We start from the raw sequence: 24,279 nt of genomic DNA, 5'->3' as shown, positions 1-24,279 counted from the left end.
AACGTTTCGGTACACGCGGCTGGGTGCTGTTCGCCGCGATGGCGGTGCTGTGGGGCATGCCCTACCTGTTCATCAAGCAGGCCGTCGACTCGTACTCGCCCGCGTCCGTGGTCGCGGGACGCACCCTCCTCGGAGCGCTGATCCTGCTTCCCTTCGCGTTGCGGCAGAAGGCGCTGCGACCCGCGTTCCGCAAGATCGGCTGGGTTCTCCTGTTCGGCGGCATCGAGATGGCCGTACCGTTCCTGCTCCTCGGGCACGCCGAGCTGACGCTGCCCTCGGGGCTCACCGGCCTGCTGGTGGCCACCGTGCCGCTGTTCGCGGCGCTCATCGCCTTCGCCGGTGGTGACCGAGCAGTGCTCCGGCCCGCCCGCAGCATCGGCCTCGTCGTCGGATTCGTGGGCGTCGGCATCATCGTCGCCGGCCCCGGCCTCGCCACCGGTGGCACCGTCGGCCTGGTCGCCGTAGGCGAAGTGCTGATCGTGGCGATCTGCTACGCCATCGCACCGTTCATCGTCGCTCGCAAGCTCAAGGGCGTGCCGGCACTCGGCACGATCACGCTCTCGCTCGCGGCGGTCGGGATCTTCTACCTCCCGATCGCGCTCCTCACCCAGCACCAGACGCCCACCGCGCAGAGCACCGTGTCGTTGGCGGCTCTGGCCGTGCTGTGCACGGCGGTCGCATTCATCGTCTTCTTCGCCCTGATCGATCACGTCGGACCCGCTCGAGCGCCGCTGTTCACCTATGTCAATCCGGTGGTCGCGATCCTGTTGGGAGTGCTCATCCTCGGGGAGCAGATCACTCTCGGGCTGCTCATCGGCTTCCCGCTCGTGATCCTGGGATGCTGGCTGGCCGCGACCGGCGGCACCGTGCGGACCCGCGAGCCACCCGGCGAGCTTCCACCGGTCGCCGCGGGCTGACCGGCGATCAGCGCAGCACTTCGACCAGAACCACCCAGGACACCACGATCGCGGCGACGATCGCCAGGATGCAGCCGGCCGCGGCCAGCAGCAGGCCGGAAGGGTGTCCCGCCATCACAGCGATCGCGCTCGCGAGGTACGCCACGATCGGGGTGAACCCGAGCACGGACTTCGTCAGGCGCGCGCGAGCGGCCGGGTCTCGATCGGCGAAGATCTCGCGTGCCGCGAGCACCTGGAACGTGCCGGCGCCGAGGGCCGCGATGAGCAGGACGACGCCGAACCACAGGGGTGTGATCGTCGGGATCAGCCCGAGCGCCGACGCGACGATCGCGAGCACCAGGGCGGCGATCCCCGCCGCGAGGCGGGCAGTGAGCGCCCGCGCCTTGATGATCTCCACGATGTTGACGCTCGCGGCGACGATGACCAACCCCGCCAGCGCCGCCGTCGCGCCGACCATCGCGACGTTGAACTCCGCCCATGCCTCGAACTCCGCCATGGTCGGGATGCTATCGCGACGGTTCGGCCGCGCGCGCAGGCACGTGACAGGGCGCGACGAACAGGGCACGATGGTCAGGAACTCACAGCGGCGTGGGAGGCCTCATGGATGCGACCCGTGGTCCGACGCACCGGACGGTAGCCCTCGTGGGCGGCCCCGGTTCCGGCAAGACGACCCTCGCCGAGGCGGTGCTGCTGCGCGGCGGGGCCATCGCGCGCCGAGGAACGATCGAACAGGGCACCACCGTCTGCGATCACGACCCCGAGGAGATTGCACGCCAGACGACCCTGGCCATCTCGCTCGCCTACCTGCCGTGGACCGCCTCCGACGGCGCCGAGAGAGCGATCACCCTCGTGGACACGCCGGGGCATCCCGACTTCATCGGCGGTGTCGACACCGCCTTGGCGGTGGCGGATGCCGCAGTCGTCGTCGTGAGCGCGGTGGACGGCGTCGCAGCGGGAACCCGTGCGGTCTGGGCTGCGGCGCAGGCGGCGGGAGTGCCGTGCATCATGGTGGTCACCCAGGAGGATCGCGCGCGCGCAGACTTCCGCCGCGTTCTGGGGGAGCTTCGTGCCGCGTTCGGAGAGCATCTGTGGCCGTTGGAGCTGCCGATCGGTGAAGAGCAGGATTTCCACGCGGTCGCCGACGTCCTCAGCGAGCGGGCCCTGGTCTACGACGACACGGGGCATTCGCACGAGGAGGCGGTTCCTCCCGCGGCCGAGGCCGAGGAGCACGACCTTCACGTGAGCGTGACCGAGGAGATCGTCTCGCACGACGACGCGCAGCTCGAGGCGTATCTCGAAGGCGACGAGCCGACAGCGGCAGAGCTGGAGCGGACGCTCGCCCATGAGGTGGCAACGGGCGAGACGGTGCCGGTCCTGCTCTGTTCCGGACTGACCGGGACGGGCGTCGATCGCGTCGTCGATCTGCTGTGCTCGCTGACGCCCGCGGCACGCGACCACGACAGCCGGATCGTCGTCGGGGTCGCGGCGGAGGGGGATGCCGGCACCGAAGTGAGCGTCGCGCCGAACGCGGACGGCGAGACCGTCGTGCACATCTTCCGCACCGTGGCCGACGCGTTCGTGGGCCAGATCGCGATGCTCAAGGTCCTGTCGGGGACGCTGCGTCCCGGCGACCGTCTGCGCAACGCCACCACGGGGGTCGAAGAGCGGATGCCGGCTCTCTTCCGCCTCCGCGGAGCCCAGCACCTCCCCGCCGAGGCGCTGCGCACCGGCGACGTGGGCGCGGTCGCCAAGCTGGTCGGATCGCCCTCCGGCTCCCTGCTGTGGTCGCGGCAGGGCAGCGCGCGTCCTGCGCCCCTTCCGTCGCGGCATCCCGTCTACGCCGTCACCCTCACTCCGGCGACGCAGTCCGACGATGCGAAGCTCTCCACCTCGCTCGCGCGGCTGCTGGCCGAGGACCAGACCCTCCGTCTCGACCGCGCGGCGGGCGAGACGCTCCTGCGGGGACTCGGCGAGACGCACGTCACCGTGGCTGTCGAGCGGCTTGCGCGTGTTCTCGGCGTGACCGTCACCACCGGGCCCGCGCCGGTCGCGTACCGCGAGACGATCGCGCGACCCGCGCAGGCGGAGGGCAAGCTGAAGAAGCAGTCGGGCGGTCATGGCCAGTTCGCCGTGGTGCAGCTGCGGCTGAGCCCGCTCCCGCCGGGGGGCGGGTTCGAATTCGTGGACGCGGTGGTCGGCGGCGCCGTGCCGCGGTCGTACATCCCCGCGGTGGAGAAAGGGGCCCGCGACGCCCTCGCCGCCGGGGGACCGCAGGGGCATCCCGTGGTCGACGTGCGCGTCGAGCTGTACGACGGCAAGTCGCACTCCGTCGACTCCTCGGAGATGGCATTCCGGACGGCGGCATCGCTCGGGGTCAAAGCAGCCCTGGCCACAGCCGGATCCGTCGTACTCGAGCCGGTGTCGATCGTGACTATCACCGTGCCCGCAGAACTGCAGGGACCGGTCCTCACCGACCTGTCTTCGCGGCGGGCTCACGTCAACGCCACCGAGTCCACCGAGGACGGCGGCACGCGCATCGTGGCGAGCGTGCCCGAGGCGGAGCTGGGGCGCTACGTCCTGGACCTGCGCTCCCTCACCGGCGGGCAGGGGCAGCTGACCATCACACCCGACCGATACGAGCGAGCGCCCAGCACGGCGAAAACCTAGGTTCCGTCCTGGCGACGCATGGACAGGGCGCCGTGGCGGCATCCGTAAGATGGTGCGTTGGGACGCGGCATCCGATCGCCCGTTCTTGACCACACGCGCGTTGCTCGGGTGACGCGACTCGGGGAGCTTCATCGTGGCGTTGTTCGTCCAGAAATACGGCGGGTCCTCCGTCGCCGATGCCGACGGCATCAAACGGGTCGCCAAGCGGATCGTCGACACGCGACGTGCCGGCCACGACGTCGTCGTCGCGGTCAGTGCGATGGGCGACACGACCGATGAGCTGCTGGACCTCGCCGCGCAGGTCGCCCCGATCCCCGCGCCGCGGGAACTGGACATGCTGCTCTCCAGCGGGGAGCGGATCTCGATGGCCCTGCTGGCCATGGCGATCCACTCGATGGGGTTCGAGGCGCGATCCTTCACCGGCTCCCAGGCGGGGATGATCACCGACGCCACGCACGGTGCCGCCCGGATCGTCGATGTGACCCCGGTGCGCCTGCGTGAGGCGCTGGACGAGGGTGCGATCGTGATCGTGGCCGGCTTCCAGGGCTTCAACCGGGACACCCGTGACATCACCACCCTCGGCAGGGGGGGGTCCGACACCACCGCTGTCGCGCTCGCGGCGGCGCTGGACGCCGATGTGTGCGAGATCTACAGCGACGTGGACGGGGTGTACACCGCAGACCCCCGCGTCGTGCCGCGCGCGCAGAAGCTCACCTCCGTCTCGAGCGAGGAGATGCTGGAGATGGCCGCCAACGGGGCCAAGGTGCTGTACATCCGCGCCGTGGAGTACGCCCGCCGGCACGGCGTGCTGATTCACGCACGATCCACGTTCAGTTCCGGCGACGGCACCTGGGTGCTCGGTCCGGGCATGGTGTCGCCTGCGGCCCCAGAAGGAGAAGAGATGGAAGAGCCGATCGTCGCGGGAGTCGCGACCGACCTGAGCCAGGCCAAGATCACCGTCATCGGCGTGCCCGACGTGCCCGGCAAGGCGGCGGAGATCTTCAAGATCGTCGCGAAGTCCGGCGCGAACGTCGACATGATCGTTCAGAACGTCTCGGCCGCCGCGACCGGGCGCACCGATATCTCGTTCACTCTGCCGAAAGAGGATGCCGCCGTCGCCTTGCGGGCGCTGGCCGGCGAGCAGTCCCAGGTGGGCTTCGAGAGCCTCGTCCACGACGACCAGATCGGCAAGCTCTCCGTCGTCGGCGCAGGGATGCGCACACATTCGGGTGTCTCGGCGACGCTGTTCGAGGCGCTGAGCGTCTCGGGCGTCAACATCGAGATGATCTCGACGAGTGAGATCCGCATCTCCGTCGTGGTCCGCGGCGTCGATCTCGCCGAAGCGGCCCGTGTCGTGCACACCGCGTATGGGCTCGACGGCGACGCCGAAGCCGTCATCCACGCCGGCACCGGGCGCTGACGGCGCGCGGGCGGCCCGCCCGCGGCATCCGCCACCGGAGTCACCCCGGGCTGGCCTGGCCAGGTCAGGAGAAATCGCCGAGTCAGGACAATCCGCGCGGAATCGTCCTGCGCCCGCGATTCCTCCTGCGCCCGCCGTCGCCCCGCGCGGCTCGACCACGGTTCCCCTGTCGCAACACGCCGCGGCGGCAGGCCGTTTGTGACGGGCGAGCAGCGGGCGGTCGACCGGGCATCCGGCCCCGGCCGGTACAATCAGGCAACCCCGCGCACCGATGGCGTCTGCGCGCCCACCTGCCCCGAGGAACCGCCATGACCCGCATTTCCGATTCAGGACTCTCCATCGCCATCGTCGGCGCCACCGGCCAGGTCGGCGGCACGATGCTCGACATTCTCGAGCAGCGCGGATTCCCCGTCCGCGAGCTGCGCGCCTTCGCCACGGCGCGCTCGGCGGGGTCGGATGTCATCTTCCAGGGCAAGGCGGTGATCGTCGAAGACGTCGCCACGGCAGACCTCGCCGGGATCGACATCGCGCTGTTCTCCGCCGGTGCCACCGGCTCGCGGGCGCACGCGCCGCGCTTCGCCGCAGCCGGCGCCACGGTCATCGACAACTCCAGCGCGTGGCGGATGGACCCGGATGTGCCGCTCGTGGTGAGCGAGGTGAACCCGCACGCGATCGCAGAGGCGCGCAAGGGCATCATCGCCAACCCCAACTGCACCACGATGGCCGCGATGCCGACGCTGAAGGTGCTCGACGCCGAAGCGGGACTCGAGCGCGTCATCGTGAGCACGTATCAGGCCGTGAGCGGGTCGGGCGTCGCGGGCGTCCAGGAGCTCCTCGGCCAGGTCGAGGGCGTCATGGCCCAGGGCGACGTCGAGCGGCTCGCGCGCGACGGCTCGGCGCTGGACTTCCCGCAGCCGGAGAAGTACATCGCGCCGATCGCGTTCGATGTCATCCCCTTCGCCGGCAGCCTCGTCGACGACGGATCGAACGAGACCGACGAGGAGAAGAAGCTCCGCAACGAGAGCCGCAAGATCCTCGAGCTGCCCGACCTCCGCGTGGCCGGCACGTGCGTGCGCGTCCCCGTCTTCACCGGGCACTCGCTGAGCATCAACGTCGAGTTCGCGCGGAACATCACCCCCGAGCGGGCGCGCGAGGTGCTCTCCAGCGCCCCGGGCGTCACGCTCGAAGAGATCCCGACGCCGCTGCAGGCCGCCGGCAAGGACCCGAGCTTCGTCGGCCGCATCCGCGCCGACCAGTCCGCCCCCGAGGGCAAGGGTCTCGTGCTGTTCATCAGCAACGACAACCTGCGCAAGGGTGCGGCGCTGAACGCGGTGCAGATCGCGGAGCTCGTCGCCGCCGGTCTCTCCGCGCGCGCCTGAGCAGCGGTCCGGGCTGTCGCGGCCGCGCGAGTTCCGGCATCCGCACCTCACGGGGGAGGGATGCCGAGACCTCGGGCTGTCCGGGGGCTCGCCGCCGCGCGCCTAGACTTGTCTGGTGACAGAAACCGTCGATGTCGTTCTCATCGGTGGCGGCATTATGAGCGCCACCCTGGGCACGCTTCTCTCTGAGTTGCAGCCCGACTGGAAGATCGTCGTCTACGAACGGCTCCACGACGTCGGGCTCGAAAGCTCGAACGCGTGGAACAACGCCGGCACCGGCCACGCGGCGCTGTGCGAGCTGAACTACACGCCCGAGGGTCCGGACGGAACGATCGATCCGGCCAAGGCGATCTCGATCAACGAGCAGTTCCAGCAGAGCCGACAGTTCTGGTCCTCGCTCGTGGAGGAGGGCGCGCTCGATGCGCCGTCGACGTTCATCAACTCCACACCGCATATGACATTCGTGCGGGGCGAGAAGGATGTCACCTTCCTCAAGAAGCGATACGACGCGCTCCGGAGCCAGCCGCTGTTCGCGGGCATCCAGTACAGCGAGGACTCGCGCGTCATCAACAAGTGGGCGCCGCTGCTGATGCAGAAGCGTCCCTCGGGTGAGCCGTTCGCGGCGACCCGCGTGCCGGCCGGCACCGACGTCGACTTCGGTGCGCTGACGCACCAGCTCTTCGACAATCTGCGCGAACGCGGAGCAGATGTCGTCACCAACCGCGAGGTGCGCACGCTCAAGCGCATGAAGGACGGGACCTGGCGCATCAGGTGGCGCAACTCCATCGGCCACACGCCGGGCGAGACGCGGGCGCGTTTCGTGTTCGTCGGCGCCGGCGGGTGGGCGCTCAAACTGCTGCAGCGCTCCGGCATCCCCGAGATCAAGGGCTACGGGGTGTTCCCCATCGGCGGACAGTGGCTCAAGACCAGCAACCCGTCGCTCGTCGCCAAGCACAAGGCCAAGGTCTACTCGCAGGCCTCGGTCGGTGCTCCGCCCATGTCGGTGCCGCACCTCGACACGCGCGTCGTCGACGGTGAGACCTCGCTGCTGTTCGGCCCGTTCGCGACGTTCAGCCCCAAGTTCCTCAAGAACGGCTCGATGCTCGACATCGTCACCCAGGTGCGTCCCAGCAACCTGTGGCCGATGATGAAAGTGGCCATCGACAACCCGTCGCTGATCACCTATCTCGTGGGCGAGCTCATGAAGAACCACAAGAAGAAGGTCGACAGCCTGCGGACGTTCATGCCCACGGCGAAGGACGAGGACTGGGAGCTGCTCGACGCCGGTCAGCGCGCACAGGTGATGAAGAAGGACCGCAAGAAGGGCGGCGTCCTGCAGTTCGGCACGGAGGTCGTCACCGGCGCGGATGGAACGATCGCCGGACTGCTCGGCGCCTCGCCCGGCGCGTCCACGGCGGTCTCGATCATGCTGGGCCTGCTGCAGACCTGCTTCCCGGACCGGATCCACGACTGGGAGCCGCGTCTGCGTGCGCTCATCCCCAGTTACGGTCAGCAGCTCAACCCGCGTCCTGATGTCGCCCAGGATGTGCTCTCCGAGACCGCAGAGGCCCTCGCGCTCACCGCGTAGGGCAGGCTCGTCCGCCCCGGTCCCGCCCGTAGGGTGGGGGAATGCGACTCTGGGGACCACGATTGCCGCGAGCGATCGCGCTCCTTCTCGCCGTCGCACTGTCGATGCTGCTGGCCGCCGGGCCGACCACCGCGGCGCTCGCCGCCGGACCGCGGATGGCAACGGCTCCGACCTCCGCCGCACTCGGCGTTGCGGCGTCGCTCGAGGACTTCGCCTACGACTCCTTCGAGGCCGACTACTACCTCGTGCGCGGAACCGGCGGCAAGAGCCACCTGTTCACCACCGAGAAGATCGTCGCGCGGTTCCCCGAGTTCGACCAGAACCGGGGGATCGTGCGGACGATCCCCAAGGTCGATTCCCGTATCGCCCTCGGCACCGAGGTGGTCGGTGTCACCGGCGCCAGCGGTGCGCCGATCCCATGGTGGACCGAGGAGGACGAGGACTGGGTCTACGTCCTCACCGGCGACGACTCGTACGTCCGCGGGACCCAGACCTACGTCATCTCGTACACGATGAGCGACGTCGTCCTGCGGTATGACGACACCGACGCCGACGAGTTCTACTGGGACACGGTCGGCACCGATCACCCCCAGGAGTTCGGCTCGGTCACCGCGCGGATTCACATCGCGGGGGATGCCGCGGCCGGACTTCTCGTTGATCGGACGTTCTGCTACTCCGGGCCCGAAGGCTCGACCGACACCTGCGAGTTCCAGCCGGCGACAGCATCGGAGTGGCCCGGCGAGGTCTCGGTGTGGGCGGCCTCGGTGGGCGCGCTCGACGCGGGTGACCGGTCCGTGTCATTCACCGCCGGCGATGTCGACCTGGGGCCGGACGAGAACGTCACCGTCGCGATCGGCTTCGAGCAGGGCACGTTCGCTGCGCTCGCTCCGCCGCCCCCGCCGCCGTATCCGTGGTGGCAGTGGATCCTGCCCATCCTCGCGCTGCTCACCGGTGTCGGCGGCCTCGTGCTGCTGCTCGTGCTTCGGGTGGTGCTGCGGCGGAACCCCGACCGTTCGCCGGTGATCGTGCAGTACTCGCCGCCGCCCGACGAGTCGCTGACCCTCTCGGCCGGCGTGCTGGACGTACCCGAGCGCGCGATGGCAGCGCACCTGGTCGATCTCGCCGTGCGGGACGCCGTGGAGTTCCGGGCAGCGGGAGACCGCAGGGAACCTGAGGACTTCGAGGTCTTCCTGCTGAGCAGAGAGGGCCTCGAGCACGACGACCTGCGCGTCCTGGACACCGTCTTCGCCCGCAAGGCGAAGCCGGGGTCGGGCGTGGACCTGGGTAGGTTCGCGGCCAAGCCCCCGGCGCGCGCGGTGACCTACGTCCGCCGCATCGACGAGTACACGATCCAGCGCGGCTACCGCAGTGAGATCCCCGGCTGGATCGGCGCGGTGCGGGCAGCGGTCGGGCTGATCGGGTTCTTCCTTGCGATGGGCCTGATCGTGTTCGGCGACACCGCGTACGCCCTGCTGAGCGAGCTGAGCCCGATCGGCGGCCTCGTGTACATCGCGGCGATCGCCAGCGGGTTCTTCTCGTTCATCGTGCTGCCGTTCGTGCGGTTGCCCAAGACGACGCTCACGCTGGCGGGCGGCATCCACCAGACCTATCTCGACGGCATCCGGGAGTACCTCCGCCTCGCCGAAGAGGACCGCCTGCGCGCGGCGCAGTCGCCGCAGACCGCGGACCTGGTCTCGTCGGGGCGCCGCGCCTACGGCGACACCCCCAATTCGCCGGGGGACAGCATCGTCAACATCTACGAGAGGCTGCTGCCCTACGCGGTGCTGTTCGGGATGGAGCGGCACTGGGTCGAGGTGATCCGCAGCGCCTCGCCTGTCGCGGAGGCCGCGACGCGGCTCTCGCTGTTCGACGCTGTCTCGTCGCGGTCGCTGTCGGATGCCTCCTCGTCGATCGGCCGGCTCGCGGCGACCCCGGTGTCGAGCCCGCGATCATCGTCGAGCAGCTCGTCGTCCGGTTCCGGCTGGTCCTCGTCAGGCGGTTCCTCCGGCGGCGGCTCGTCCGGCGGCGGCGGTGGCGGCGGCGGGTTCGGCGGCCGGTGAGCCGGGGACGCTGACGGCGACTACGCTCGGCACGTGGCCAAACTGTACTTCCGATACGGTGCGATGAATTCGGGCAAGTCGTCCTCACTCCTGCAGGCGGCTCACAACTACGAAGAACGCGGGCAGCACGTGCTGATCGCCAAGCCGGCGATCGACACCAAAGAGTCCGACAAGATCTCCAGCAGGCTCGGGATGTCACGATCGGTCGACTTCCTCATCCCACCGGATGCCGATCTGCGGGCGTTGTTCGCCGAGCACCGCGCTCGCGTGCAGCAGTCCGGCGCCGACGCCCTGTTCGCGGAGCAGACGCCGTCCGGTCGGCCCGTCGATGTGGCGTGCCTGCTGATCGACGAGGCGCAGTTCCTCACCCCATCGCAAGTCGACGACCTGCTGAGGATCGTCGTGCTGGATGGCGTCCCGGTGCTCGCCTACGGCATCCGCACCGACTTCCGCACCGAGGCCTTTCCCGGCTCGCGGCGGCTGCTCGAACTGGCCCACAGCCTCGAAGAGCTCAAGACCATCTGCCGTTGCGGACGCAAGGCGATCTTCAACGCGCGTCTCGTCGGCGGACGGTTCGTCTTCGACGGCGATCAGGTCGCCATCGACGAACTCTCGCCCGACCGCGTGACGTACGAGTCGATGTGCGCGGAGTGCTATCTCCGCGAGTCCGGCGGTCGTCTCGACGGGCGCTGACGACGCAACGTCGGCCCGGGCGCCGATGAAGCGCATCCAGATGCTCGGTAGCATCGAATGATGCGAGTACTCCTTGCCGGCGGTGCCGGCTACATCGGCGCGCACACAGCCGTCTCACTGCTGGATGCCGGCCATGACGTCGTGCTGCTGGACGATCTGTCCGGAACGAGCGCGACCGCCGCGGAACGCGTCGCGGAGATCACGGGCAAGAGCGCTCCGCTGGTCGTGGGCGATGCCTCCGACGACGCCGTCCTGGAGCAGGTGTTCACCGACCACGGTCCGATCGACGCGATCGTCCACCTCGCCGCGTTCAAGGCGGTGGGGGAGTCGACGCAGAAGCCGCTCGAGTACTACTCCAACAACGTCGACACCACCTTCGCCCTGCTTCGCGCGGGTCTGAGCCACGGCATCCGCTCGTTCGTCTTCTCCAGCACGGGGACCGTCTACTCGGACCCGGCGGACCTGCCGTTCACGGAGGAGTCCACGACGAGCATCGACCTGTCGAACCCGTACTCCAAGTCCAAGCGCATCAACGAGGTCGTGCTCGCCGACGTCGCCCGGGTCAACCCCGAGCTGAACGTGACGGTGCTGCGGTACTTCAACCCGGTGGGCGCCCACGCGAGCGGGCTCATCGGCGAAGACCCGGCAGGCATCCCGAACAACCTCATGCCCTTCGTCGCCCGCGTCGCCGTCGGCAAGCTCGACCGGATCGGCGTCTTCGGTGCCGACTACGACACCCCGGACGGCACAGGCCTGCGGGACTACATCCACGTCGTGGACCTCGCCGAGGGCCACGTCACCGCGCTCGAGCAGGCACAACCGGGCTTCGTCGTCTACAACCTCGGTACGGGCAGGCCCGTGAGCGTGCTCGAGCTGATCGCGTCGTTCGAGAAGGCCGTGGGCCGGGACCTGCCCGCGCAGATTCTCTCCCGGCGCGCCGGCGATGTGGCGGCGACCTACTGCGACCCGTCGAAGGCCGAGCGGGACCTGGGCTGGCGGGCGCGGCTCACGATCGACGACTCGTGCCGCGATTACTGGAACTGGCAGTCGAAGAACCCCGACGGGTACGCGACCGTCTGACGGTCCCGGCGGTCCGCGAGCGTCTCGAGGGGCGGCGCTTCGGCGAGCACAACGTCACCAATCCGTGCGCAACCGACCTCGTTGCGCGATATCGGCACGCTGACGAGCCGGTTCAGCGACGCAGTGCACACACGTCCCGCTGGACCGGTTCCCTTACGCCGGTTGCGGCGCGTTGCCGTTCTTCGGCGCCCGCGCGGGCTTTCCGCCCCGCGCCCCCTTGACGCGCTTGGTGCTCCGCTTCCGCGGCAGCGGCACGAGCATTGACGTGGACCGCTTGTAGTCGGCGTATGCGGGGTACTTCGACGACGTGATCGACTCCGTGAAGATCGTCGACCCGATGAACAGCAGGCTCAACAGCGCAGCTCCGAGAATCGTCCAGTTCAGCGCGCCGCCCCACAGGCCCAGTCCGGATGCCGCGGCCGCCGTCGCGCCGATCGCGTAGAAGCTCCACCACTGTGCCTGCTCGAAGAAGAAGTTCGGGTGGCGGCTGAAGCGGAAGAGCCCGCTCGTGACGAAGCCCGGTTCGAGGCGTCCGCCTGCGGCCGCCTTCGCCCGATGGAAGTCCCACTGCTGCTGGTCGGACACGAATTCACCGACGAGGAACGCGGCGAACAGGACCGCGAAGGTCACGTCCCACCCGTTCAGGGCAGCAGGGTTCTGCCACGCGATCAGCGCAGGAAGCGTGATCAGCACGAGCAGTGCGTTCTGGTAGATGACGATGAACAGCAGGTTGAAGACCTGGAACTGCCAGGGCTTCATCCGATCGCGGAGGATCGCCCAGCGGTAGTCCTCCATACCGCTGTATCCGCCCTTGCGGGCGAAGTTGAAGGTCAACCGCGCGGCCCACGCCGTGACCAGCACCGCCATCAGGATCAGACGCGCAGCATCGATGCCGGCCGCGATCCCGGTGATGGCGAAGATCCACACGTAGACCGCCGGGACGATGGACCAGATGCGGTCCACCCACGACGTGTCCTTCGTGATCAGTGAGGCGATCCAGCAGCCCGCGCAGGTGATCGCGGCGACGAGGAGGACGAGGGCGAGCGGATCCATGCGCTCAGACTAGCGCTGGGCGCCGCGCCGTCTCCCGCGACCCGCAACCGGCGCGACACCACCGGCTACGATGCGAGACGTGCCTGGTCCGCGCCCTCATGAAAGGACCGACGATGGTCAAGCGGCAACTGCCCAACCCGGCCGACCTGCTCGAGCTGATGCGGTTCAAGAAGCCCGAGTGGAACGGCACGAAACGCCGTCTGGATGCCGCGCTCACGATCGGCGACCTGCGCGCGATCGCCAAGCGGCGAACCCCCAGAGCGCCCTTCGACTACACCGACGGCGCCGCGGAGGGCGAGTTGTCGTTGACCCGGGCCCGACAGGCGTTCGAGGACATCGAGTTTCACCCGGGCATCCTGCGCCCCGCGGAAGATGTCGACATGTCCACGACCATCCTGGCCGGGCGCAGTGCGCTTCCGTTCGGGATCGCACCGACGGGGTTCGCCCGACTGATGCACACGGAGGGTGAAGTGGCCGGCGCCTCCGCGGCGGGCGCCGCCGGCATCCCGTTCACCCTCTCCACCCTGGGCACCACATCGATCGAGGACGTGCGCGCGGCGAACCCGGAGGGGCGGAACTGGTTCCAGCTGTACGTCATGCGCGACCGCGAGGTCTCCTACGCCCTCGCTCGCCGTGCCGCCGCGGCCGGCTTCGACACGCTGCTGTTCACCGTGGACGCGCCGGTCGCCGGAGCCCGCCTCCGCGACAAGCGCAACGGGTTCTCGATCCCGCCGCAGCTGACGCTCGGCACGGTCCTCAACGCGATCCCGCGGCCATGGTGGTGGTACGACTTCCTCACCACCCCCGCGCTCGAATTCGCCTCGCTGTCCTCGACGGGGGGAACCGTCGCGGAACTGCTGAACGCCGCGATGGACCCGACGATCAGCTACGACGACCTCGCGGTCATCCGGGATCTCTGGCCCGGGAAGATCGTCGTCAAGGGAGTCCAGACGGTCGAGGACTCGATACGGCTGATCGACGCCGGAGTGGATGGCATCGTCCTGTCCAACCACGGCGGCCGCCAGCTGGATCGGGCTCCGATCCCGTTCCACCTGCTCCCCGCCGTGGTGCGGGAGGTCGGCCAGGACGCGACCGTGATGATCGACACCGGCATCATGAATGGAGCGGACATCGTCGCCTCGATCGCGCTGGGTGCGAAGTTCACGCTCGTCGGTCGTGCCTATCTTTACGGGTTGATGGCCGGTGGTCGCCCCGGCGTGGACCGCGCCATCGCGATCCTGCGCGACGAGATCGACCGCACGATGAAGCTTCTGGGCGTCGCGGCCCTGGACGAACTCGAGCCCGCGCACGTCACACAGCTCACGCGGCTGGTGCCCGTCGCTCCGTCGCCGCGCGCGGTGGTCAGCGGATCCTGAACGGCGGGCTCAGGATCGGACGGTCAGCGTCGGCAGCAACCCGTGGAGGTACTCGGCGGTGTCCTCCCAGCCCTCGACGGCGTGACAGTTCACACCCATCGCGAGCACCGGGTAGTCGTTGCCGTCCGGGTCGAGCCGGTCGCCGACGAACAGCATGTCGTCCAACGGGATGCCCGTCTGCTCGGCCAGCTGCCGCATGCCGTACGCCTTGTCGATTCCGCGGTGCGTGATGTCGACTGATGTCGAGCCGCCCGAGCGCACTTCCAGATCCGGAACCTGCGAGGCGACAGCCTCCCGCAGTGCGCTCTTCTTGGCACCGGTGGGGTCCCATGCCTTCTTCGCGACCAGGGGCGCGCGCTGTCCGAGCGCTGAGAACGTGATCTGGGAGCCGCGGTCCTCGAGGATGTCGCCCCACGTCTCGGACTCCCAGAGGCCCAGCCGTCGTGCTTCTCCCTCGACGGCATCCAGCGCGCGTGTCTTCTGGTCGTCGGTCAACGTGTGCGCATAGATCGTGACGATGCCCTCGGGTTCGATCCGGTAGTACTGGGTGCCGCAGGTCGGCAGCAGGTGGATGTGCGACAGAGTCTCGGCCGCGGCATCCGGAAGTCGGTCCACCACCTGTGCACGGAACTGCTCGAGCTGACCGCCGGAGATGATCGCCACCTCGACCCGCTCTGCGAGTGCGATCAGGAGCTGCCCGATGCGCGGATCGATCGCAGCCTTCGAGGGAGCCAGCGTGTCGTCGAGATCGAAGGCGACCAGGCGGGGCGGGATGCTGTCAGCAGGCGTTTCGGTCACGGTGCTCCTGTCGGGGGCGATAGACGAAAAGCCCCACACCGCCTCCGTCCCAGAAGCGTGCGGAGCCTCTCTGCTGCCGGGGACCGGATTCATCCACCGTCCCTCCGCGGATCGTAACGGTCCGTTGAGCCTCGGGCGGCGTGGCCCCCTGCGGGGCCGGAAATCGTCCGGCCATACAACTGATGAGCCGCGCCGGCCGCCTTGCGGCGACCAGCGCGGCGCACTGTCGGGGTGACAGGATTTGAACCTGCGGCCTCGTCGTCCCGAACGACGCGCGCTACCAAGCTGCGCCACACCCCGTGACAACCGTTCGAGTCTACCCGATGCTCTGCCGTGGATCGAACGCGCGCTGCGCGGATCACCCGATCGCGCTCTCCGGTCGCCGGCGACGGGAGAGCGCGAAGAGCGTCCCGCCCGCGGTCAGGCACGCGACCGCGAGTCCACCGACGCCGCGCGACGTGTCGGTCGAGAGCCCCGTCGCGGCGAGCGCGGATGGGCCCGGGGAGGCCTGTTCCGGCGCAGGCGCGATGACACGGGTCGTCTCGCTCGGTGCGCCGCACGCTCCCAGATGGACGAGTTCGCCGGCCGCATCGACGGCGCGCTCCTGCCAGAAGTAGGTGCCCGGCTCGGTGACGGCGGGAGACGTCACCCCGTGCTCGCCCGGAGCTGCCATGCGATGGGGGTCGCTCGCCCATACGAGGTTCGCCTCCGTGCACACGTCCTGCGGTGCGAGGGCTTCGCGTGCGCGATAGAGCGCAGACGAGACGATCAATCCCTCGGCAGGAAGGGGCGAACCGACGAGGATCGTATCGCTCATGGGGTCGCCGACGGTCACCGTCGGCTCGGCCCGCGATGAGACCGCCGGCACCATCGAGATCTGCGTCGTCTCGCCGAAACTCTCCGTCCATGTGTAGTCCGGCGGAAGGTGAGCGGCCGCGGCCTCGGTCTGCGCTCGGCGATCTATCGTCCATACCGCCGTGTAGAAACCCGGCTCGGCGAGGGTCCACCCCGAGATCACGGTGTACGTGGCCGTCGGTCCGGTCGCCGGATCGGTCACCAGCCCGAGTGCCCCGATGTTCACCGCGTCGGGCGGTACCCCGCCGCCGGTCGGCACCGGCTCGACCTCGGTGCGGTAGACCACCCCTGTCGCAGTCACCGGAACATAGAGGCCGTCCGGTGTGCGAGGCCAGTGCTCGAGGGAGCCACCGAACTCGATCGCGTCGATGAACGATCCCCCCGCCACGTATTTCGACGTGACATGGGTGGAGACGGTGGGGGTGAACAGGGGGACGCGAGGGGTGGCCTCCTCGCCGGCGACCTCGAAGCCGACCTCACCGGCCGGCCCGGCGGTGTCCTGACCGCCGGGCGTCGTGAAGTGGCGCACGGCGGCGACGTCCCGCACCACGAAGCGGCCGGTGCCGCTCACCACGTACGCGCGCCCGGCGACGGGCGGATGAGCTTCGATGGCATAGTCGACCCCCGGGACGGCGTTCTGGAGCGTACCCGTACCCGTGTCGACGAACACGGCGTTCTCCACTGCGAGCGTGCCGCTGGCCGCGGTCGTTGTGGCGTCGACTCGCACGCTGCCTCGTGTGTGGTCTGCGGCATCCGTGGTGAAGACCATTCGGCCCGAGGGAGCGGTCACGCCGGGAGGCGTGCTTCTCGCCTCCTCGTAGTACGCGACGGCGAGCTTTTGGACGCTCTCGTTCTGCGCGGGGGCCAGCGCCGAGAACGTCCAGTGGATGGCACCGGCGAGCGAGTCGCCGCGGTAGCCGAAGTGATGGAGCGTCTCGTCCCAGTTCGCGATCGCCTTGACCGCCCACCCGACGGCAGCGGCCTGCACCGGATCGGCGGTCTGTCCGTACTTGGTCACCAGCAGGTTGATCCCGGTGAGCTGCTGCGGAGACAGCCCGGCCGCCGCCCCACTCACGCCATGATCGACACTGGTACCCGTCGGCGCCGGTGCGCCCGGGAGGATGCAGTACGTGTGCACGCCGTCGATCACCATCGAGCCGTGCCAGCCGTAGGGCGAGATCGGCGCCCACGTTCCGAAGCCGGCACCCGAAGCTGCGGCGTGCGCAGGTACCGGCGAAACGACGACGCCGATGACGGCCAGTGCGCACGCGAGCGCGATCGCGATCGCGTTTCGGGTCGCCCTGGTGCGCGCGTCGCGGATGTGATGGGGCACGGGCATGGCTTCTCCTCCGAGTCGAACAGAGTCCGATCGTCGCCCGTGCGTCCGTCACGTCGCGCCCCGGCGCGATGATCTGGGGGCCGTCGTGCGCGACGACCGGCTGGGGAGGAGCCGCCGCAGCGGCGCGCGGCGCTGCTAGGCGCGGGGGAGGAGCGTGATGAGCGAAGCCTCGGGCCGGCACGCGAATCGCACCGGGGCGTAAATCGAGTGACCGAGACCGGCGCTGACGTTCAGCGGCACCGACGTCGCTGCATGCCTCCACTCGCTCAGGCCTCGGGCCTGGGGCAACGGGATGTCGCAGTTCGCCACGAGGGCGCCATAGCCCGGCACGCGTACCTGGCCGCCGTGCGTATGACCGGCGAAGATCATGTCCGCACCCAGATCGACGAAGGAGTCCAGGACGCGGCGGTAGGGGGCGTGGGTCACTCCCAGCGTGACGGTCGCCGGGCCGACGTCGGCCCGCAGGTTCTCCAGCAGTCGGGGGAGGACGCCGAGATCGTCCCAGTGGCGGTGCGCGTCACTGACCCCGAACGCGTCTATACGTGCACCGGCGATCTCGATCGATCCCACCGCGTTGTTCAGGTCGAGCCAACCGAGTTCCTCGGAGAGATAGCCATCGAGCGCCTCGGTGTCCAGGGGCTCGCCGACGCTCTTCACTTTCGATGGACCGGTGAAGTAGCGCAGCGGGTTGCGAGGTTGCGGAGAGGCATGGTCGTTGGATCCGTGCACGAAGACACCGGGGATGCCGCGCAGCGGGTCCAGGGCGGTGCGCAGGCCGCGGAGTCCGCGCGCGTGGCCGAGATTGTCACCGGTGTTGACGACGAGATCCGGTTGCCACTGCTCGGCCAGCGTCGCCATCCAGCGCTGCTTGCGGTGCTGCCACGGCGCCATGTGGGCATCGGACACGTGCAGGACGCGCAGGGGGGTGCTCCCTGCGGGAAGGATCGCGACTGTGTGCTCCCGCACGGTGAACAGGTAGCGCTCGATTCCGATGCCCCATACGGCGGCGCCCACGCCGACCGCCCCCACTGCTGCGAGGGCGGTGAGGGCGGACTTCGCCTGCGGACCTGGCACTAGCCGTTGCCGGGGCCGATGGCGGGGCCGCAGATCAGGCTTGAGTAGTTCACCGCGACAGCGGAATTGCGATTGACCAGAGTTCCGGCGCCCGGCGAGGTTCCCGTGGCGGTCGGCTGGGCGCCGACGGCGGCGTTGACGGTGCAGGTGCCGTCTGTGACGTTGCCGAACCCGGCGCCGCGGAGCGCCTGCTTCGCGTCGTTCAGAGAGCGTCCGGCGACGTCGGGTACGGCCAGGCCCTGCCCGTTGCTGGGGTGGATGGTGACGGTCGTGCCCCCGGCGACGCTGCCCGCGCCCGGGTCCTGAGCGGCCACGATCCCCTCCGCCTCGGGCGAGTCCACGGGGTCGCCGACGGTTGAGTCGAATCCGGCCGCATCCAGCCTCTGCTGTGCTTCCTCGATGCTCAGACCGACCACGTTGGGCAGTTCCCGCAGCACCCGTCGCGTCAGGTTCGAGTCCGGGCCCGGGAACGAATTGCCGCCGTACACGGCGTTCGCCGCGCGCTGGACGTCCTCCGCGAGCTGGTAGCGCAGGTTCGACAGCCCGCGCCGGAAGAGGTCGCCGCTGCCGTTCGAGTTGCCCACCCACGCCGCGGTGACGACGTTGGTGCTGGATTCGACCATCCAGGTCTGCTTCTGCTCGTGTGTTCCGGTCTTGCCGAGCACGTCGACGCCGTCGTTGGGATTGGCACCCGCACCGGTTCCGCCGTTCATCACGCCCTCGAGAGCGTAGGCGGCCGTGGCGGCCACGGCGGGATCGAGCACCTGCGTGCACGAGGTCTGCGGCGGCGTGATCTCGTTGCCGTCCGAGTCGGTGACCTTGTCGATCGCCCGCGGCTGGCAGTAGATGCCGTTGTTCGCCACGGTTCCGTACGCGCCGGCCATCGCGATCGGCGACAGGTTGTTCGAGCCGATGACGGAGAACAGCGTCTTCATATCGACAGGCGTGCCGTCGCCCTTGGTGGCTCCCATCTTGGTCGCCACCTTCTCGATGTCGCACAGGTCGAGCTGCTCCGCCATCGCGAAGTACCCGGTGTTGAGCGAATCGCGGGTGAACTGCATCGGGGTCCCGGTATAGCCGCTCTGGTTGTTGAAGTTGGAGACGCGGTCGTTGTTGACGTTCACCCAGTCGCCCGTGCAGCTGTTGGTCATCCGCTTGAAGATGCGCACGCGGCCGTTCAGGGTCTCGTTGATGGAATGACCCTGCTCGAGCCAATCGACGAGAGTGAAGATCTTGAACGTCGAACCCGCTTCGAACCCACCGGAGTTGCCATACTTCTGGTCGCCGGCGTAGACGAGCGACGAGAAGTTCGGGTCGCCCCCAAGGCCGGCATCCTCACTGAATTTCGTGTTCTGCGCGATCGAGAGAATCCGGCCTGTGGTGTTCTCGATACTGACCGTCGCGGCGCCGAACATGCCGGTATCGGGGGAAACCCAGCCCTCGACGGAGGTCGGTGCATTCTCGGCCATCGAGGCCTCGGCGGGCATCTGCACCCGGGGGTCGAGCGTCGTGTAGACGTTCAGGCCGCCGCGCTGGAGCATGCGGATACGATCCTCGGGCGTCGCGCCGAACGCGGGGTCGGTCTTGATGATGTTCTTCACGTACTGGCAGAAGTACGCGGCTCCACCGGCCACCGCACAGCCGGTCGTGGCCGGGTGCAGTGAGGGGGTGAGCGGCTCGATCACCGCAGCGACGTACTGCTCCTGCGTGATCTTGCCGTCATCCAGCATCCGGCTCAGGACGTAGAGCTGGCGGCCCTTGGTGGCGCTGTACCCATCGGCCGCGGCGACGTACTGCTCCTGGGTGATGGTGCCGTTGTTCAGCAGTGTGTCCAGCGCTGCCAGCTGACCGTTGGGGATGTCGTCGATGAGACCGTCAGGAGCCTTGTTGTAGCCGACGCCGTCGCCGTCGAAGATCGAGCCTGCGGGTTGATCGATGCGGTACGTGTTCGGGTTCTGCACGATGCCGGCGATCGTCGCTGCCTGCGACAGGCTGAGGTCTTTCGCCGTGACACCGAAGTAATACCGAGCTGCCGCATCGACGCCGTAGGTCTGCCCGCCGAGGTTGGCGATGTTGAGATAGCCCAGCAGGATGTCGTTCTTGGAATACTTCTGTTCCAGCGCGATCGCGTAGCGCATCTCCTGCAGCTTGCGCTGGATGCCCTCGGTCCCGGAGGCCGTCGTGGCCTCGGTCCAGCAGTCGAGGAGTTCCTCGCCGGTGGTCGCATCGCGCTCGCAGCGCTGGATCAGGACGTTCTTGACGTACTGCTGGCTGATGGACGAACCACCCTGCGTCTCCCCGCCGCCCTGCACGTTCTGCAGCAGGGCGCGGGAGGTTCCGATGAGATCGACGCCGCCATGCTGATAGAAGCGGGGGTCCTCGCTGGAGAGGATGGCGTCGTACATGACCGGCGCCACCTCGGCGAACTCGACGGGGGAGCGGTTCTGGTCGTAGAACTGCGCCAGCTGGATGTCCTCGCCCGTGTCGGGGTTCTTCGCGTACAGCGTCGTCGGAACCATCAGCTTGTCGATGTCCAGAACGCTCGGCAGGTTGTCGAACATCGTGATCGCGCTGGTGGCTGCCGCACCGGAAAGGGCGATGGCGGGTGTGACGGTGGCGGTGATCAGCACACCCGCAACAGCGCTCAGACCGACGAGTCCCAGGAGGCCACCGAGCACGCCGCTGGCCGTCCGTTTCGTATCAGGCATAGGCTTGATCGTAGGGGAGCTACCTGGGCGATTTCTTTACGGACCCGCCTTTTCGCGCCGATTCCCCGCATCCGCCCGCGACCTTTCGGAGTCTCCATGACCACGTGGGAGTACCTCACCACCCCGCTTCTCATCCACAACACCGCAGCCATCCTCAACAACTGGGGCAAGCAGGGCTGGGAGCTGGTCCAGGTCGTGCCCGGGCCGGAAGGCGGACTGGTGGCCTACCTGAAGCGGCCGGCTGAGGGCGGCGCCGCGAACGCAGGGCTGGATGCCGCGGCCCAGGCCGCGCGGCAGTTCGAAGGACCCGCCCAGTGAGCGTCTCGGGCAGGCTCGCCGAGCTGGGCATCGATCTTCCCACCGTCGTGCCCCCCGTGGCCGCGTACGTTCCTGCCAAAGCGCACGGCGATCTCGTGTTCACCGCCGGGCAGCTGCCGATGGTGTCGGGGGCGCTTCCCGCGACCGGCAAGGTGGGCGAGGGCCGCGGGCTCGTCGCCCCCGCCGACGCCAACTCGTACGCGCGCCAGTGCGCACTCAATGCGCTCGCCGCAGCGGCGGCATCCGTCGGCGGAGTGGATCGGCTCACCGGCGTGGTCAAAGTCGTCGGCTTCGTCGCTTCCGTCCCGGACTTCACCGGCCAGCCGGGTGTCATCAACGGCGCCAGCGATGTGCTCGGTGAGATCTTCGGCGAGGCGGGGCGCCATGCTCGCTCCGCCGTCGGAGTCCCGGTGCTCCCGCTGGACAGCCCGGTCGAGGTCGAGGTCGTCTTCTCGTACGTCTGACCCGCGAGAGTGCACGTCGCGGCTCGCGAGAGTGCACGTAGCGGCTCGCGGGAGTTCACGTAGCGGCTCGCGAGAGTGCACGTCGCCGGTTGCGGGAGTGCATGTGACTACGAGGCACTAGCCCTCCCGACCCCGACATGACGCACTCTCGGCGGCGGGGAGGTGCACTGTCGGCAGCGGGCTACCGCACCTGCGCGGAGATGACCGACATCACCGCGGTGTCGGCGAGCGTCGTGGTGTCACCGACCTCGCGACCCTCGGCGACATCCCGCAGCAGCCGACGCATGATCTTGCCCGAGCGCGTCTTGGGCAGCTCCTCGACGATGTACACGTCGCGGGGCCGCGCGATCGGGCCGATCTGCTCGCCGACCCATCTGCGCAGCGACTGCGCGAGGCCGTCGGGGGAGTGCGCCGCCAGGTAGCTCTGCTTGATGATCACGAATGCGGCGACGGCCTGTCCGGTGGTCTCGTCCGATGCCCCGACCACTGCCGCTTCAGCGACGGCTTCATTCGCGACCAGCGCCGATTCGATCTCGGTGGTGGACAAGCGGTGACCCGAGACGTTCATGACGTCGTCGACGCGCCCGAGGAGCCACACCTCTCCGTCGTCATCGAGCCGCGCGCCATCGCCGGCGAAGTAGTAGCCCTGCGCTGCGAACTTGTCCCAGTAGGTCTCCTTGTAGCGTTCCGGATCGCCCCAGATGCCGCGGAGCATGCTGGGCCACGGCTCGGTGACCACGAGCAGCCCGCCGTTGCCGTTGCCGACGTGGCTGCCATCGTCGTCGACGACGTCGATGGACACGCCCGGCAGCGGAACCTGCGCGCTCCCGGGCTTGGTCTCCGTGACGCCCGGCAGCGCCGAGATCATGATCGCGCCGGTCTCGGTCTGCCACCACGTGTCCACGATCGGCGCGGTCTTGCCGCCGATGATCTTGCGGTACCACATCCACGCCTCGGGGTTGATCGGCTCGCCCACCGAGCCCAGCAGGCGCAACGATGACAGGTCGAACTTCTTCGGCACCGACCGGCCGATCTTCATGAACGACCGGATCGCGGTGGGGGCGGTATAGAGGACCGTCACGCCGTACTTCTCGACGACTTCCCACCACCGGCCCGGATGCGGCGTGTCGGGCGTTCCTTCGTACAGCACCTGTGTCGCGCCGTTGGCCAGTGGACCGTAAGTGACGTACGTGTGACCGGTGATCCAGCCGATGTCGGCGGTGCACCAGAACACGTCGGTCTCGGCGTGGATGTCGTGAACGACCTTGTTGGTGAAGGCGGCCTGCGTGAGGTAGCCCCCCGACGAGTGCATGATGCCCTTCGGGTTCCCCGTCGTGCCCGAGGTGTACAGGATGAACAGCGGCGTCTCGGCCGGGAACGCCCGCGCCGTGTGTTCGGCCGAAGCCTGCGGCACCGCGTCATGCCACCAGATATCACGCCCGTCGGTCCAGTCGACGTCGTTCCCGCCACGACGGACGACCAGAACGTGCTCGACGGTCTCCTGGATGCCGGAGCCGTTGCGGTCCGCGAGGGCCATGTCCACCGCGGGCTTGAGCGGGGAGACCTTTCCCTTGCGGTAGCCGCCGTCGGCCGTGATGACGACTTTTGCTCCGGCATCGTCGATGCGCGAGCGCAGGCTGTCCGCCGAGAACCCCCCGAACACGACGGAGTGCATCGCTCCCAGCCGCGCGACAGCGAGCATCGCAGCGATCGCCTCGGGGATCATCGGCATGTAGATCGCCACGCGGTCGCCCTCTTGGACGCCGAGGCCCTCCAGCACGTTCGCCAACCGTTTGACCTCGTCGGTCAGCTCGGCATAGGTGACGCGCCGCGACTCACCCGGCTCGCCTTCCCACAGCAGCGCCACCCGGCCGCCGTTGCCCGCCTCGACATGTCGGTCGAGGCAGTTGTACGAGACGTTGAGCTCGCCGTCGGCGAACCAGGTGGCGAAGGGCGGGTTGGACCAGTCGAGGACCTGCGTGAACGGCTTGTGCCAGTGCAGTTCGCGAGCCTTGTCGGCCCAGAAGCCCTCTCGATCCGCGGCGGCCTTCGCGTAGAGGTCGGCAGTGCCCAGGGCGTTCTCGGCGAACGTCGTGGGTGGCGCGAACCGCCGGCTCTCAATGAGGAGGTGGTCGATCTGGCTGCTCATGCTCGCTCCTTCGCGGGCCGTCCCGGGCGCCGCACAGTCCAGAAGACGTGCCGCAACGACAGCCCCAATCTATCCAGCGCTTCCCAGGGTCACTACCTCCGATAGTGGGGAGCGCGAGGGTCGCGCCGGCGGCCTGGTCTGGGCCCGAACGATATATCGGATTACAGCCTGATGAGTTTGTTTGGAGGGCCGACGGAATATGCGTATGCTCGTCCCCGGCCGAACATTTGATTCTGGCATTGCGACACCCGACCCACCCCCGAACTGCGGTGTCGCTTGTGGCGGCATCCCATTCCCCCCATGGGATGCCGCCCTCTCCTTCCCGGCTTGCCGCTCCTCCC

At 68.8% G+C, this 24,279-nt stretch carries 18 protein-coding genes and 1 tRNA gene; 11 read left to right on the top strand and 8 right to left on the bottom strand.

What is annotated here, in order from left to right; all coding sequences use genetic code 11:
• The first annotated feature begins 23 nt into the window (after positions 1-23).
• Positions 24-917 (top strand): DMT family transporter, encoded by an 894-nt coding sequence (locus ABD655_RS13940; protein ID WP_344714827.1) that lies wholly within the window; start codon positions 24-26, stop codon positions 915-917.
• Between the two features lie 7 nt (positions 918-924).
• On the opposite strand, the gene ABD655_RS13935 is transcribed toward ABD655_RS13940, so the two are convergent.
• Entirely contained in the window at positions 925-1,413 is a 489-nt protein-coding gene (locus ABD655_RS13935) for a hypothetical protein (protein WP_344714826.1), read from the bottom strand.
• A 104-nt stretch (positions 1,414-1,517) separates the two neighbouring features.
• Between ABD655_RS13935 and ABD655_RS13930 the strand changes: the two genes are divergently transcribed.
• The 7 genes from ABD655_RS13930 to galE all read left to right on the top strand — a co-directional run bounded on the left by ABD655_RS13930 (position 1,518) and on the right by galE (position 11,804).
• A complete protein-coding gene (locus tag ABD655_RS13930; protein ID WP_344714824.1) occupies positions 1,518-3,584 on the top strand; it encodes an elongation factor G in 2,067 nt (688 codons plus the stop codon).
• 133 nt (positions 3,585-3,717) lie between these two features.
• Complete coding sequence (locus tag ABD655_RS13925; protein WP_344714823.1) at positions 3,718-5,004, top strand: aspartate kinase; 1,287 nt, start codon at positions 3,718-3,720, stop codon at positions 5,002-5,004.
• A gap of 308 nt (positions 5,005-5,312) precedes the next feature.
• Complete coding sequence (locus ABD655_RS13920) at positions 5,313-6,383, top strand: aspartate-semialdehyde dehydrogenase (RefSeq protein WP_344714822.1); 1,071 nt, start codon at positions 5,313-5,315, stop codon at positions 6,381-6,383.
• Positions 6,384-6,498: 115 nt separating this feature from the next.
• Positions 6,499-7,971, top strand: a complete 1,473-nt coding sequence (locus tag ABD655_RS13915) for a malate:quinone oxidoreductase (protein WP_344714820.1) — start codon at positions 6,499-6,501, stop codon at positions 7,969-7,971.
• Between the two features lie 41 nt (positions 7,972-8,012).
• Entirely contained in the window at positions 8,013-10,031 is a 2,019-nt protein-coding gene (locus tag ABD655_RS13910; RefSeq protein WP_344714819.1) for a DUF2207 domain-containing protein, read from the top strand.
• A 33-nt stretch (positions 10,032-10,064) separates the two neighbouring features.
• Positions 10,065-10,724, top strand: coding sequence for a thymidine kinase (locus ABD655_RS13905; protein ID WP_344714817.1), 660 nt, complete (start codon positions 10,065-10,067; stop codon positions 10,722-10,724).
• 60 nt (positions 10,725-10,784) lie between these two features.
• Positions 10,785-11,804: a UDP-glucose 4-epimerase GalE gene (gene galE, locus ABD655_RS13900; protein WP_344714815.1), complete on the top strand. Its 1,020-nt coding sequence runs from the start codon at positions 10,785-10,787 to the stop codon at positions 11,802-11,804.
• A 153-nt stretch (positions 11,805-11,957) separates the two neighbouring features.
• On the opposite strand, the gene ABD655_RS13895 is transcribed toward galE, so the two are convergent.
• Positions 11,958-12,857, bottom strand: coding sequence for a DUF1295 domain-containing protein (locus ABD655_RS13895; protein WP_344714814.1), 900 nt, complete (start codon positions 12,855-12,857; stop codon positions 11,958-11,960).
• Between the two features lie 113 nt (positions 12,858-12,970).
• On the opposite strand from ABD655_RS13895, the gene ABD655_RS13890 reads away from it, so the two are divergent.
• Positions 12,971-14,233 (top strand): alpha-hydroxy acid oxidase, encoded by a 1,263-nt coding sequence (locus tag ABD655_RS13890; RefSeq protein ID WP_344714812.1) that lies wholly within the window; start codon positions 12,971-12,973, stop codon positions 14,231-14,233.
• Positions 14,234-14,242: 9 nt separating this feature from the next.
• On the opposite strand, the gene ABD655_RS13885 is transcribed toward ABD655_RS13890, so the two are convergent.
• The 5 genes from ABD655_RS13885 to ABD655_RS13865 all read right to left on the bottom strand — a co-directional run bounded on the left by ABD655_RS13885 (position 14,243) and on the right by ABD655_RS13865 (position 21,007).
• On the bottom strand, positions 14,243-15,031 hold the full coding sequence (locus ABD655_RS13885) for an HAD-IIB family hydrolase (RefSeq protein WP_344714810.1): 789 nt from the start codon (positions 15,029-15,031) through the stop codon (positions 14,243-14,245).
• A gap of 226 nt (positions 15,032-15,257) precedes the next feature.
• Positions 15,258-15,331: transfer RNA gene (locus tag ABD655_RS13880), tRNA-Pro, on the bottom strand.
• 58 nt (positions 15,332-15,389) lie between these two features.
• Positions 15,390-17,225, bottom strand: coding sequence for a hypothetical protein (locus tag ABD655_RS13875; protein WP_344714808.1), 1,836 nt, complete (start codon positions 17,223-17,225; stop codon positions 15,390-15,392).
• Positions 17,226-17,360: 135 nt separating this feature from the next.
• Positions 17,361-18,299, bottom strand: a complete 939-nt coding sequence (locus tag ABD655_RS13870; protein ID WP_344714805.1) for a metallophosphoesterase — start codon at positions 18,297-18,299, stop codon at positions 17,361-17,363.
• Positions 18,299-21,007: a transglycosylase domain-containing protein gene (locus ABD655_RS13865; protein ID WP_344714803.1), complete on the bottom strand. Its 2,709-nt coding sequence runs from the start codon at positions 21,005-21,007 to the stop codon at positions 18,299-18,301. Before ABD655_RS13865 ends, ABD655_RS13870 begins: the two co-directional genes overlap by 1 nt.
• A gap of 96 nt (positions 21,008-21,103) precedes the next feature.
• On the opposite strand from ABD655_RS13865, the gene sp36 reads away from it, so the two are divergent.
• Together sp36 and ABD655_RS13855 are read left to right on the top strand one after the other, a co-directional pair.
• Complete coding sequence (sp36, locus tag ABD655_RS13860; protein WP_344714802.1) at positions 21,104-21,325, top strand: Sp36 family protein; 222 nt, start codon at positions 21,104-21,106, stop codon at positions 21,323-21,325.
• A complete protein-coding gene (locus ABD655_RS13855) occupies positions 21,322-21,789 on the top strand; it encodes a RidA family protein (protein ID WP_344714801.1) in 468 nt (155 codons plus the stop codon). Before sp36 ends, ABD655_RS13855 begins: the two co-directional genes overlap by 4 nt.
• A gap of 181 nt (positions 21,790-21,970) precedes the next feature.
• Here ABD655_RS13855 and acs read toward each other — a convergent pair whose 3' ends face one another.
• Positions 21,971-23,938, bottom strand: a complete 1,968-nt coding sequence (gene acs, locus ABD655_RS13850; RefSeq protein ID WP_344714800.1) for an acetate--CoA ligase — start codon at positions 23,936-23,938, stop codon at positions 21,971-21,973.
• Positions 23,939-24,279 lie beyond the last annotated feature (341 nt).

The sequence above is a fragment of the Microbacterium terregens genome (genome assembly GCF_039534975.1).
GTDB lineage: Bacteria > Actinomycetota > Actinomycetes > Actinomycetales > Microbacteriaceae > Microbacterium > Microbacterium terregens.
Note: the sequence above shows the minus strand (reverse complement) of the source record. Positions and strands in the feature narration are given on the sequence as shown.

What these genes read in the sequence shown, in the direction of transcription:
- ABD655_RS13935 (WP_344714826.1), bottom strand. Translation starts at nt 1,413, where the DNA reads ATGGCGGAGTTCGAGGCATGGGCGGAGTTCAACGTCGCGATGGTCGGC.
- ABD655_RS13930 (WP_344714824.1), top strand. Translation starts at nt 1,518, where the DNA reads ATGGATGCGACCCGTGGTCCGACGCACCGGACGGTAGCCCTCGTGGGC.
- ABD655_RS13920 (WP_344714822.1), top strand. Translation starts at nt 5,313, where the DNA reads ATGACCCGCATTTCCGATTCAGGACTCTCCATCGCCATCGTCGGCGCC.
- ABD655_RS13910 (WP_344714819.1), top strand. Translation starts at nt 8,013, where the DNA reads ATGCGACTCTGGGGACCACGATTGCCGCGAGCGATCGCGCTCCTTCTC.
- galE (WP_344714815.1), top strand. Translation starts at nt 10,785, where the DNA reads ATGCGAGTACTCCTTGCCGGCGGTGCCGGCTACATCGGCGCGCACACA.
- ABD655_RS13895 (WP_344714814.1), bottom strand. Translation starts at nt 12,857, where the DNA reads ATGGATCCGCTCGCCCTCGTCCTCCTCGTCGCCGCGATCACCTGCGCG.
- ABD655_RS13890 (WP_344714812.1), top strand. Translation starts at nt 12,971, where the DNA reads ATGGTCAAGCGGCAACTGCCCAACCCGGCCGACCTGCTCGAGCTGATG.
- ABD655_RS13875 (WP_344714808.1), bottom strand. Translation starts at nt 17,225, where the DNA reads ATGCCCGTGCCCCATCACATCCGCGACGCGCGCACCAGGGCGACCCGA.
- ABD655_RS13865 (WP_344714803.1), bottom strand. Translation starts at nt 21,007, where the DNA reads ATGCCTGATACGAAACGGACGGCCAGCGGCGTGCTCGGTGGCCTCCTG.
- sp36 (WP_344714802.1), top strand. Translation starts at nt 21,104, where the DNA reads ATGACCACGTGGGAGTACCTCACCACCCCGCTTCTCATCCACAACACC.
- acs (WP_344714800.1), bottom strand. Translation starts at nt 23,938, where the DNA reads ATGAGCAGCCAGATCGACCACCTCCTCATTGAGAGCCGGCGGTTCGCG.